Annotated in this window: 5 protein-coding genes; all 5 read left to right on the top strand. The window is 71.2% G+C overall.

Annotation, left to right across the window (positions count from 1 at the left end):
- Window position 1 precedes the first annotated feature (1 nt).
- The 5 genes from HUT19_RS10415 to HUT19_RS10395 all read left to right on the top strand — a co-directional run bounded on the left by HUT19_RS10415 (window position 2) and on the right by HUT19_RS10395 (window position 12823).
- The gene (locus tag HUT19_RS10415) at window positions 2-1318 is read left to right on the top strand and encodes a DUF262 domain-containing protein (RefSeq protein WP_176180191.1); all 1317 of its coding nucleotides are present in this window, start codon (window positions 2-4) and stop codon (window positions 1316-1318) included.
- Window positions 1311-2504, top strand: coding sequence for a DUF3696 domain-containing protein (locus tag HUT19_RS10410; protein WP_176180190.1), 1194 nt, complete (start codon window positions 1311-1313; stop codon window positions 2502-2504). Before HUT19_RS10415 ends, HUT19_RS10410 begins: the two co-directional genes overlap by 8 nt.
- Before the next feature lie 179 nt (window positions 2505-2683).
- Window positions 2684-3559, top strand: a complete 876-nt coding sequence (locus HUT19_RS10405; RefSeq protein ID WP_176180189.1) for a hypothetical protein — start codon at window positions 2684-2686, stop codon at window positions 3557-3559.
- Window positions 3560-3743: 184 nt separating this feature from the next.
- Window positions 3744-10529 carry a DEAD/DEAH box helicase gene (locus HUT19_RS10400; RefSeq protein WP_176180188.1) on the top strand — a complete coding sequence of 2262 codons (6786 nt, stop codon included), beginning with the start codon at window positions 3744-3746 and terminating at the stop codon, window positions 10527-10529.
- On the top strand, window positions 10526-12823 hold the full coding sequence (locus HUT19_RS10395; protein ID WP_176180187.1) for a UvrD-helicase domain-containing protein: 2298 nt from the start codon (window positions 10526-10528) through the stop codon (window positions 12821-12823). Before HUT19_RS10400 ends, HUT19_RS10395 begins: the two co-directional genes overlap by 4 nt.
- Window positions 12824-12899 lie beyond the last annotated feature (76 nt).

The following is a 12899-nucleotide window of genomic DNA, read 5'->3' as shown; positions in this document are numbered from 1 at the left end:
CATGGCGGGGCTGGAGGACAGCGGCAGCGGGCGGGCCGCCGGACGTGAGCGGGACCGTGGCTATCGGCGGTATCTGCCACAGGACGAGCCGGACGATCTGCTGACCAGCCTTTTCTCACCCCGTTACGCCCCCGTCGAGGTGGGGGACGACGGTCGGCCGACCGGGGTGGAGCTGGAGGAGCCCGCCGACGAGGAGGGGTTGGACGGCGAAGAGGGGTTGGACGACGGGGGCGCGGACGACCCCGGAGCCATTTCCGCGCCGTTCCGGCCCGAGAGCATCAAGATCGAGACCCAGGCGACCACCGTCGATCTGCTGCTGTCGCGGCTGAGGGAAGGGATGATCGACCTCGCCCCGGACTTCCAGCGCAGGGCCGGGATCTGGAGCGACGTCCAGCAGAGCCGCCTCATCGAGTCGCTGCTGCTGCGTATCCCGATCTCGTCGTTCCACATGGCGCAGGACGAGCAGGACAACTGGGCCGTCGTGGACGGGATCCAGCGGCTGACCGCGATCGCCCGGTTCATGGCGCCGGAGGCCGTGGGCATGCGGCCGCTGAGCCTGCGCGGGCTGGACTATCTGCGGCAGTTCCACGGCAGCGGCTATCAGGACCTCACCGGGCGGCTGCGGATCAGGCTGCGCGAGACGCAGCTCGTGGTGCACATCATCCAGCAGGGGACGCCGGAGACCGTCAAGTTCAACGTGTTCTCGCGGATCAACACCGGCGGCATGCCGCTGAAGCCGCAGGAGATCCGGCACGCCATGATCAACGGACCGGCCAGGGGGTTCCTCGCCGACCTGGCCGAGGACCCGGCGTTCCTCACCGCGACCGGGGACAGCGTGTCGAATGAGCGGATGGCGGACCGGGAGATGGTCCTGCGGTTCGCCGCCTTCCGCATCACCGATCCCTCCTTGCACATGCAGCGGGACTTCGATCAGTTCCTCGTCGGCTCCATGCACCGCATCAACCGGCTCGACGTCGCCGATCGGGACTGGCTGGCGCTGGAGTTCCGCAAGGCGATGCGGTGCGCCACCGACCTCTTCGGGGACCATGCCTTCCGGAAGTGGAAGGGCGGGAAGGCGAAATCACCCATCAACAAGGCCCTGTTCGAGACCGTCGCGGTCAATCTGTCCCTGCTGGGTGATCACGAGCGTGAGGCGCTGGTAGCGTTCCGTGACAAGGTGCTCGAAGGGTTCTTCGGGCTGATGAAGGACTGGGACTTCGACCGTTCCATCTCCGTGGCCACCGGTGATCCGAAGAAGGTGCGGACCCGGTTCATGATGATGGGCGAGCTCTTCCGGGGGGTACTGAGCGGTGATTGACCGACTGGCGCTGACGAACTTCAAGGCGTTCCAACAGGTGGATCTGCCCTTAGGCCCGCTCACCCTGCTGACCGGTCTGAACTCCTCAGGCAAGAGCAGCGTGTTGCAGGCGCTCGCCCTGCTCCATCAGTCGTACGCCGCCGGCGACCTTGACTGGGCAGGCCAGATGGCTGAGGTCATCGCGCAGGGGGGCCGCGCGCCCGCCCACGACAGCGGCTTGCTCCTCAACGGCGAACTGGTCAGGCTGGGCACCGGCCGGGACGTTCTCCACGAGGACTTCACGGGCGATGACCCGGAGATCATGCTCGCGGTGAGCGAGGGCCCGCACCGTTACTGCTGGTACGTCCGTTACGAGGCCGAGCAGAATCTGCTGCCGCTGAGCGATGTCGCACTTCCGCTCACTTCGGAGAGCGTGGCCGCTCGCCCGGCCGGGGACGCGGCCGTGATCCCGAACTACTTCACGGCCGGATTCCAGTATCTGCACGCCGACCGCATCTCCCCGGCCGAGTTCTACCCCCGCGACCACCAAGTGGCCATCGGACGCCGCTTCCTCGGCGTGCGCGGGGAGCACACTGTCAACTTCCTGCGGCAGCACGCCCGGGACGAGGTTCCCGCCGGGCCGCTGCGCCATCCGCGTGCCCAGTCGTCGCTGCTCCTCGCCCAGGCCGCCGCCTGGATGGGGGAGCTGTGCCCGGGGGTGGACATCCGGGCCGACGCCATCGCGAACACGGACTCGGTGCGGCTGTCGTACGGGTTCGGAGAGGGCGCGCTCACCTCGACGCAGCGTCGGCGGCCGACCAACGTCGGATTCGGGCTGACCTACGCCCTGCCGATCGTCGTGGCCTGCTTGACCGCGCGGCCCGGGTCGCTCGTCCTGCTGGAGAACCCCGAGGCGCATCTGCACCCGCAGGGCCAGACCCGGATGGCCAAACTCGCCGCCGCGGCCGCCGCGCAGGGGGCGCAGCTCATCGTGGAGACCCACAGTGACCACGTGCTCAACGGGGTGCGGCTCTCCGTCAAGGAGGGGCTGCTGGCTCCGGATCAGGCGGTCCTGCACTACTTCCGGGGCGATGGCACGGGCGTCGACGTCATCAGTCCACACATCGACCGGGACGGGATGCTTGACCAGTGGCCCGAGGGGTTCTTCGACGAGCTGGAGAACACGCTGGAGAAGCTTCTCGACTGACTGCCGGCCCTCGGCCGAGCCGCCGGGGACCGACCAGCCGGGGACGGACCGGCCGGGCCCGATCCGAGTCGGCCCGGCCACGGTTCGTACATCATCGCGGAGGGGGAGACGTGCCGCTGTTATTCCTGAACGAGAGATCCTGTGAGTCGTCGTGCGAACCGGCGCGGGCCGACCGGGCCATGACGGAGTTCGCACAGGCGGTGCTGAAGACCTGGCGGGCCGACCGGAAGGGCACGGTGCTGGTGGCGCGGGAGCCGATCACCGGGCTCCAGCTCGCCGCGGGCCACCCCATCGGGAAGTGGCACGGCAATCCCAGGAACCGGGATTCCTGGATGCTCATGCTGAAGATGCAGAACAAGTGGCCGCACCGTGCCGTCTTCCCGGACGGTGAGGGCCACTACGACGTCGAGTACCGGCATCAGGGCGACCCGGTGGAAGGGCTCGGCGCGGCCCACTTGATGGACGGGCTCGGGGTCTCGCTGCCGGTCGAGTCCCGCTGGCATGCCGACCGGCTGACCCTGGAGCGCGAGCAGCTCGTCGAGGGCGAGGAAGGCGAGTCCGGTTGGCGGACCAGCGAGGTCCAGATCCGGCACATGTCGGCCCGGGACCATTACGAGACGCACCACGCGTGGATCCGGGACGGTGCCGAGGCGGCGCGCAGAGGCGGCCTGGGCGCCGTACGGCGGGGGGACGAGCTCTGGGAGCGGCGGGCGGAGTTCTTTCCCCGTCTCCAGTTCCTCCCACGCGTCGAGGGTGACCTGCGCGACCTGCCCGAGGTCTGGGTCCGGCCGGTCCGTGACCGCCTGATCGAGCTGGAGGCGGCGGTGGCCGAGTGGAACCCGGACACGCAGCCCATCGCCCCGCAGTGGCGGTCGGACGTGCGGACCGAATTCGAGTCGCGCAGGCGGCTGTGCTGGTTCGAGGACGGGGGCGCCGAGGAGCTCTTCGACTGGCACTGCGAGTTCCTGCCGAAGCCGGGACGGATGCACTTTCGGCTGCTGCACGCCGAACGCACCCTGCGGATCGCCTACGTGGGGCGCAAGCTCGGCGTCTGATCCCGCCGCCCAGCCTGCCGGGCCGTACCGGCAACGCCGCAGGTCGCGTCCTGCCCGCGCGTGCCGGGCACCGCCGGGTCCCGGTTACCGTATCCGCGTGGCCGGCCACGATCCGCACACAGACGAAACCGGGCACACCGCAGCACCGGGAGCAGACCGGGAGCAGAAGAAGAGGAGGAGGCGCGTGCGACCGACCCTCGCCGCCGAGCAGGTGCGCGACAGCTTGAGCCAGTACCTGTCGACGACGTACGCGCTGGCGGACGAATCCACCCGGCGCGCCCTGGAGCGGTTTCTCGGCGACCCCGAGGACGGTATCTTCCGCGGCCCCTACCTCCGCATCCGCACCCCCTTCCGGCCCGCCGAAGGGGACGGCTGGCAGCGGCACCTCGCCTGGTGGCCGCGCGGCTTCCGGCCGCACCGGCACCAGGAGCTCGCGTGGGAGCGGCTGTCCACGCTCCACGGCCCGGCCAGGCCCACCCTGGTGACCACCGGCACCGGCTCCGGCAAGACCGAGTCGTTCCTCGTGCCGCTGCTCGATCACTGCCGCCGGGAGCGGGAGGCCGGCCGGGAAGGGGTCAAGGCGGTCCTGCTCTATCCGATGAACGCCCTGGCCACCGACCAGGCCCAGCGCCTCAACGACCACCTGGACAGCCCGCGCGACGCGCGGCTCAGGGACGCGGGCGTGCGGGCCGGGCTGTACATCGGCGACAAGGCGTCGAAGGAGTTCAAGCAGGCCAACCCGCGCGTGGCCGTCGACCGGGACGAGATCCGGCGCACCCGCCCGGACATCCTGATCACCAACTACAAGATGCTGGACCTGCTGCTTCAGCGGCCCGAGGACCAGCGGCTGTGGCAGGCCCCCGACGGGGCCGAGCGTTCCGCGCTGACCTATGTCGTCCTGGACGAGTTCCACACCTACGACGGGGCCCAGGGCACGGACGTGGCGATGCTGCTGCGCAGGCTCGGCGCGGTCACCGGGCTGGCCGAGCCGGGGCGGCCGCTCGGCCCGGTCTGCCCGGTCGCCACCTCGGCCACCCTGGGGGAGAACGGGCCCGGCGGGGCGGGCACCTCCATGCTGGACGTGGCGGAGCAGGTGTTCGGCGTGCCGTTCCCACCGGAGGCGGTGGTGGCGGAAGACCGGCGCTCGGTGCAGGAGTTCGCGGGGGCGAGCGACTTCGCGCTGCCCTTCCCGCCGCCGCAGGAGGTGGCCGCCCTCGGCGACCCCACCCGGGACCGTGATGCCCTGGACCAGTTGGCCGCGGCGTTCACCGGCAAGAGCGGGCTGAGCCCCGAACAGCTCGGCCGGCAGCTGCGCCGTCACCGGCTGACCGCCGCGGTCCTGGAGATCCTCGACGGCCGCCCGCGCACCCTCGGCGAGGTCATGGAGGTCCTGCCGCGGTACGCCTACCACTGGGGCATGGCCGTCCAGCAGAACCCGGCCGTCGCCGCCCAAGCGCTCGCCCGCTACGTCGCCCTGCTGTCGACCGCCCGCGACCCGGATCACCCCGGGCGGCCGCTGCTGTCCATCGAGATCCACCACTGGGTGCGGTCGGTCTCCCGCGTGCTGCGCGGGATCAGCGCGGCGCGGGCGGAGTTCCGGTGGGACGACGAGCGGGTGGCCTCGGGCGGGACACTGGCCCGCACTTCCGGCGACGATCCCGGGGGCGGTCCGGCGGACGGCGCGGCTCTCGCCATGCCCGCTGATGACAGCGCGGCGCCGCCCGCCCAGGTGTTCCTGCCCGCCGTCTTCTGCCGCGAGTGCGGCCGCTCGGGCTGGGCGGCGCTCTCCCCGGAGGTGGACCCGGCGACCCTCGACATGAACGCCTCGAAGATCCGCCGCGCCTCCGTGGGACGCGACAAGCGCCGTGTACGCAACATGATCGCGGCCACCCCGCAGCAGGCCTACGAGGCGGCCCTGGTCACCGAACGGCCACGCAGCGGGCCGACCGTGATGGTGCTCGACGGGCTGAGCGGCCGTCTGCGCCCGCTGTCGCCCGAGTCGGACTTCGAGGCGCCGCGCGACGGCGACGGGCCACGGGTGCCCAGGCCGCTGCACGACGCCGCGTTCGTGCTGACGGACCTGGCCGACGACCGGGCGGGGCAGGGCGACCAGTGCCCGGCCTGCCGTACCTTCAACGCCATCCGCTACCTCGGTACCGGGCTCGCAGCACTCGCCGCCGCCTCCATCACCCAGCTCTTCACCGGCGGAGAGTTGGACAAGAACCTCAAGGAGGACAAGACCCTCCTGTTCAACGACTCGGTCCAGGACGCCGCCCACCGCGCCGGATACGTCGCCAGCCGCTCGTACACTTTCTCCTTTCGCTCGCTGCTCGCCAGCCGCATCGACGAGGAGCAACCGATCGCGCTCAGCGACCTCGCGGCGGACCTCATCGCGGACGTCGTCGACAGCAAGGCCGTGCAGGCCGCTGTGATTCCGCCGGACCTGCACGTCGTGCCGGGCGTCGACACGCTGCTCTCCGGACGAAGCCGCGGCTCCAAGGCCACCTGGGAACTCATCGCCCAGCGCCTCGCCTTCGCGGCCGTCCTGGAGTTCGGCCTCCGCTCCCGGCAGGGCCGCACCCTGGAGCTGACGCGTACCGTCGCGGCGGACGTCCCCCTCACCGACCCGGACGGCATCGCGGGGATCGTCCGCGAACTCCTGCACACCACCCCCGGCGACATCGCCCTGCCGGACGGCTCCGTGCCCGGCCCGGAACGGTGGGTCGGCCATGTCCGCGGCCTGCTGGAACGGCTGCGCATCCGCGGCGCCATCCGGCACGCCTGGCTCGACGGCTGGATCGGCCAGGCAGGGGTGCGGCGCTGGGCGATCTGGGGCGGACGTACGACCGGTATGCCGGCCTTCCCGCCCGGGGTCTCGGCCCCCGCCTTCCTGCTGGGCGGCCCCAAACAGGGCAGCGACGACTTCGACGTCCTGACCGGACGGCTCGGCTGGTACCAGGACTGGACCCGGCGCAGTCTCGGGCTGAGCCCGGACGCCGCCAACGCCTTCCTCGTACGGCTGCTGCCCGCCCTCGTCGACACCGGGGTCCTTTCGGCCCGTACCGCCAAGGACGGCGCCACCCGGGTGTTCGGGCTCCAGCCCGGCCACGTCCAGGTGCGCAAGCTCGCGGACGACACCGTGGCCGACGCCTCGGCCCACTGCCCGGTCTGCTCCTGGGAACAGACCATCCACCCCGACCTGGCCGACCAGTGGCACGGACTGCCCTGCCCGCGCTACCGCTGCGGCGGCACGCTGCGCACCGGCCACGACCTGGAAAGCGGTGTGCGGCGACGGGACTTCACCGAGGACTTCTACCGGCGGATGTACCGGGAGGCCGGGGTGTTCACCATCAACACCGCCGAGCACACCGGCACCCTCAGCCGCCCCAAGCGGGAGGCCGTGGAGAAGGCGTTCCGTGCGGGAACCGACGCCCACTACGCCAACCCACAGGTCCTCTCCTGCACCCCGACCCTGGAACTGGGCATCGACATCGGCGACCTGTCCGCGGTGGTCCTCGCCTCGCTGCCCAAGGGACCGGCCAACTACGTCCAGCGGGTGGGCAGGGCCGGCCGCGCCACCGGCAACGCCTACCTGCTGACCATGGTCGACCGGGGGCCCCGGGACCGCTACTACCTGGACGACCCGCGGCAGATGATCGCCGGGGACATCCAGCCGCCCGGATGCTTCCTGTCCGCCATCGAGATCCTGCGCCGCCAGTACCTCGCCTTTCTCCTCGACCGTGCCGGTGCGGGAGGCCTGACCACCCCGGACGGCGACCGGACCCCGGTCATGCCACTGCCGCGCCTGGCCACCGAGCTGTTCGGCCCGTCGGGCTGGGCAGCCGAATTCCGTCAGGCCGCGCTCGCCGACGGCGCGCGGCTGGCCGAGGAGTTCCTCGCGCTCTTCCCCCCGTACGACGAGGAGAAGGGGACGGGCGTGAGCCCGCAAGCGGCCGACGAGCTGCGCGGGTACGCGACCGGAGGGCTCGCCCGGGCCCTGGACCGGGCCCGCGAGCAGTGGGAGGGCCGGCGAGCCGAGATGCGGGGCCGCATCGAGGCCATCGACCGGGCGCACGAGGCGCTGGTGGCCGGCGACCCCGAACACGACCGACAGCGCCGCGAACTGCGCGCCGAACGGCGGGCCGTGGCCAGGCGCGCGGGCCAGATCAGCCGCACCACCGCGCACGGCGCCCTCGTCGACCTCGGGCTGCTGCCCAACTACAGCCTCGTCGACTCCCTCACCGAGCTGGAGGCCACCCTCCTGTGGCGGGAGGACAACGGGGGCGAGCGCCCCGAATACCGCAGCAAGCCGTTCAGTTACGAACGCTCGGCACGCCTGGCCCTGGAGGACTTCGCGCCCGGCAACCACTACTACGTCCAGGGCTATAAGCACCGGATCACCGGCCTCGACATCGGCAGCCCCCGCCGCCCGGCCTGGATCTGGTGGCGGATCTGCCCCGACTGCGGATACGTCCGCGACCACCAGGCGCAAGCGGACTCCTCCGCCTGCCCGCGCTGCCGCTCCGCCGCCATCGGCGACGTGGGCTGTCTGCACAAGGTGCTGGTGCCGCACCGCGTCACGTCCAGGGACCAGCGGGACGACGTACGCGTACGGGACGACACCGACGAGCGCGAACGCCGCCACTACACGGTCGTACCGGCCGTGGACATCCCGCACGAAGGGATCGAGGTGGCGCGGCGGCACACGAAGGCCACGTTCGGCTGGGAGTTCACCCGCCAGGCCGTGATCCGGCACATCAACGTGGGCGCGTCCCGGGTGGACGGCGGAGCGGACGACGCCTTCGCCGGGCGCCGGGCGCGGCTCAACCCCTTCTGGGTCTGCGATGCGTGCGGATACGCCGACCCCGACGGCGGACCCACCACCGAAGCGCAAGAGGCGTTCGTACCGGCGCGGCCCACGAAGTACCACCGGCCCTGGTGTCCCCGGTTGCGTGAACGGGCCGCCGACGGAACCCGGGCCGATGGGAGCGGGGACGCGGAGCGGGGCGTCAAGCTGCTGCTCGCCCACGAGCTGCGCAGTGAGGCGCTGCGCGTCCTCATCCCCGCCGTCACCGCCCACACCCAGGAACGGCTCGCCTCGTTCAAGGCGGTGCTCCTCGCGGGCATCGCGCGGAGCTACGGCGGCGACCCCGATCACCTGGCCGTCGTCACCGACTCGATGCCCGAGCCCGGTGGTGACGCGGACGTGCGCAGGCACTTCCTCGTGCTCTACGACACCCTGCCCGGCGGCACCGGCTATCTGCACCGTCTCGCGGCCCCCGGTGGGCTGTACGACGTGCTGACCCGGGCCCGGGAGGTCATCGAAACCTGTGTGTGCGTCGGGGAGAAGCGCCCCGCCTGCCACCGCTGCCTGCTGCGGCATGTCGCCGACAGCGAGTACGAGCTCGTCTCCCGCGAACACGCCCTCGACATGCTCGGCGAAATCCTCGGCCCCACCGGGGAGGGCTGGGACATCGAGGAAGCCACCACGACCGGGGACATCACCCTGGTGCGCCAGGTGGAGAGCGAGCTGGAAGGGCTGTTCCGGCGCGGGCTGCTCGCGTGGGCGGAGGGTGTCGACGAGGTCAGCGTGCGCACCGCGCTCACCCCGGACGGCGAGCGCGACATCACGCTGCGGTTCAGGGCGCCCGGCGGCAAGGTCAGCGGCTGGCGCATGGAGACGCAAGTCCACCTCGGGTTCACCGTGCCAGACGTGGTCTTCCGGAGCCTGGATGACGACCGGCGTGTCGCCGTCTACCTCGACGGCTACCGCTACCACGCGAGCCCCGCGCACAACCGTGTCGCCGACGACGCGGCCAAACGCACCCGGCTGCGCTCCGAACGCGGCTGGCAGGTCTTCCAGCTCACCTGGGACGACGTACGGGCCTGGACGGGTCAGTCGAAGCCATCCGCCGAGCCGGTGTGGGTGCCCTACCAGAACACGGCGCAGAAGACCGCGTCCGACATCCACCGGCGCATGCACGGGGGCGACCCCCGCGACCTGCCGCGCTTCGTCTGGGCCAACCCGGTGGAGACCCTGATCGGCTATCTGACCAGCCCGGACCTCGACCTGTGGCGGCGGCGGACCCAGAGCGCCCTCGCCGGGTTCGCCGCGGTGTCCGCGACCAGCCGGGCCCTCGCGGACGGCCCCGAGACCGGACTGCGCGTCGGCGAGGCGCTGGCGGGGAAGCGGCTGTCCGGGGGGCGAGGGGCCGTCCAGGTCATGGCGACGTGGGATCGCAGTGGCTGCCCCCTGACCGTCGCACTCGATCTACGCAAGGGACAGGCCGGGGCGGTATGGACAGCGCTGACCGTGCTCGACGACCGTCCGGAAGCGGTCGGTGGCGACGAGAACGCCCACCGCAGGCGCTGGCAGGCCTGGCTGTACTGGACCAACCTCCTCCAGTTCCTCGGCGACGGCGAGGGGGACGGCGTACAGCTCACGTCGAGTCAGCTTCCCGGCTTCGACCCGGCCGAGCTGGCCGTGACCGGCGGCGCGGGCTGGCTGGAGTCGCACCGGCGGGTACACGAACCGGCTACCAGCCCCGGCGCGGGTGCCGCGCGACAGGAGGCCCGGAAGGCCGAGCCGCACGCTGAAGCCGTACGCGATCCCGCGTGGGACGAGGTGATCGCCTACCTCGTGGAGGAGCCCGGACTTGCCGAACTGGCCGAGGAACTGGCCGCCATGGGCGTGCTGGTGCCCGAGGCGGGCTTCGAGCTGGGGGAAGCGGCCTGGCCCGCCGAACTGGCCTGGCCCGGCCACCGCATCGGCGTGGTCCTGGCCCACCAGCGGGGCGCCGACGGCACCCCGGACGCCGACGCCGAGGATCGCGACCGGGCCTACGCCGCCGAGGGCTGGCACGTCCGGCCCGCCACCGAGTGGGACGTCCGGGAACTCGCGGACGCACTCGCGCGGCCCGCCGCGGACCACGGTCCTGACGACAACCACGACGAGGAGCACGACCGATGACCAGCACCGGTGCACCGACCACGGGTGCGACCCTGCGTCTGCTGGACAAGGCGGACAAGGAGATCGTCAAGCTGGACCGGGCGATCGTCGGAGCGGTCTACAAATTCCAGCACGAATTCCGCAAGAACCCCGAGGCGGGCGGCTTCGACCTCAAGCCCCTCAAGGGGCACGAGCGGCTGTGGTCCGCGCGCGTCAACCGGGAGTACCGGGCCCTGCTGCTCCGGCTCGGCGGCAACGACTGGCTGCTGGTATCGGTCAAGCACCGCGGACACGTCCACCGGAACCTGGACCGTCTGGCCTACGGCATCAACCAGGTCACCGGTGCGATCGAGTACGTGGACCTCCACGTGGTCGAGGAAGACGTGCTGCGCCGGGAGGCGCCCGCACCACAGGCCACGCCGGAGCCGGAGGCCCGGCCGGAAGCGGCGTCTCAGGAGGAGGCGGCGCCTCAAACGGAGACCGGCAAGCCGCTGTTCGCCGAGTACAGCGCACAGCAGCTGGCCGACCTCGGTGTGACCGAGCCGCTCATCCCGATCGCCCTGAAGCTGACCACGGACGATGAACTCCTCGGCCTCGCCGAGTACGCGCCCCGGCATACCGGCGAGGTGCTGCTCAGGCTGCGTGACGGCATTCCGTATGAGCAGGTCATGGAGCAGGTCACCGAGCCGGTCGCGGTCGAGCCCGACGCGGAGTTCGACGCCGGGGACTGGCGGGCGGCCATCGAACGCTCGGCCGCCGTGGTGATCACCGACGACGACGCGATCCAGAGCATCCTGGAAGAGGGCGACTTCGGCCGGTGGAAGGTCTTCCTCCACCCCACGCAGGAGAAACTGGTGCAGCGCACCTACTCGGGCCCCGCCCGGGTCGGCGGCGGGCCCGGCACCGGAAAGACGATCGTCGCCCTGCACCGGGTGAAGCATCTCGTCGATCAGCTGCCCCCGGGTCACAACAAGCCGGTCCTGCTCACCACGTTCAACAAGAACCTGGCCGCCGACCTGCGCACACGTCTGATCTCACTCGGCGGCCCCAGGACGCTGGCCCGCGTCGACATCATGCACGTCGACCAGTTGGCGACACGTGTCGTCAGCGAATCCGACCCAGGCAGCAGCAAGCGGAGGATCGACGACACCCAGGCCCTGGGCCGGTGGCGGCAACTCCTGGTCGAGGCCGGCGAGAACCGGTGGGACGCCGAATTCCTGAGCGACGAGTGGAACCAGGTGATCCTGGGCCAAGCGGTGGCTTCCCGCGCCGACTACTTCCGGGCCCGCCGGGCGGGCCGGGGCCGCAGCGTCTCCCGGGCAGACCGGGCCGAAATCTGGCAGCTCGCCGAGCGCTTCACCCAGCGGCTCGACGCCGACGGACTGGAGACTCACCGGCAGGTGGCCGAACGCGCGGCCCAGATGGAGATCGCCCGCAAGGCCAGGATCGAGGAGCGCCGACGGCAGGAGGATGAGCGCGGAGGGCCGGGCAACATTCACGTGGAGTCCGGGACCGGTGCGTGGCTGCGATATCGCTACCAGCACATCGTCGTCGATGAGGCCCAGGACCTCAGCGCCGCGCACTGGAAGATGCTGCGCGCGATGGTGCCGCAGCAGCCGAACGACATCTTTCTCGCCGGTGACACGCACCAGAGGATTTACGACAATCAGGTCACCCTCGGCAGTCTGGGCATCAACATCCGGGGCCGCTCGGCCAAACTGACCCTCAGCTACCGCACGACGCGGGAGATTCTGGGGTCGGCGCTCGGTGTCCTCGAAGGCACCGACTACGACGACCTCGACGGGAGTTCCGAAGACCTGGCCGGATACCGGTCCGTGTTGCACGGTCTGCGGCCGGCACTGCGATGCGCCGAGAGCTGGGACCAGGAGCTGGACCTGGTGGTGGAGCAGCTCCAGGCATGGCACGACATCCCGCGAGAGTCCGTCGCGATCTGTGTCCCCACGAACGGCATGGTGGACGATGTCGTCTTCCGGCTCGGCCGCAGGGGCATCCTGGCCACGCCCATCACTCCGGAGGGGCCCAGGCGCGATGAGGGCGTGCATGTCGGCACCATGTACCGCTTCAAGGGGCTCGAATACCGTCGCATGATCATCGCCGGGGTCTCCGAGGGGCTGGTCCCCCGCTCGTCCGTGGACGCGTGGGAACGGACCGACCGTTCGCGTCACAAGCGTGAGCTGCAGCGGGCCCGCTCGCTGCTGTTCGTCGCGGCGACCCGGGCCCGTGACGCTCTCACCATCACATGGAACGGGAAGCCGAGCCGATTCCTCCGTCCTCTGGGGGCTCAGCCCGGATAGGGATGACCCAGGCTGCGATCGGCCGGGGGGCTCGACGTCCACCCCTCGTTCCCTCGTTCCGGCATCGCCGGACTCG

The sequence above is a fragment of the Streptomyces sp. NA02950 genome, from assembly GCF_013364155.1.
Taxonomy (GTDB): Bacteria; Actinomycetota; Actinomycetes; order Streptomycetales; family Streptomycetaceae; genus Streptomyces.
The sequence above is the reverse complement of the archived record's forward strand: the minus strand, read 5'-3'. Positions and strand labels throughout refer to the sequence as shown.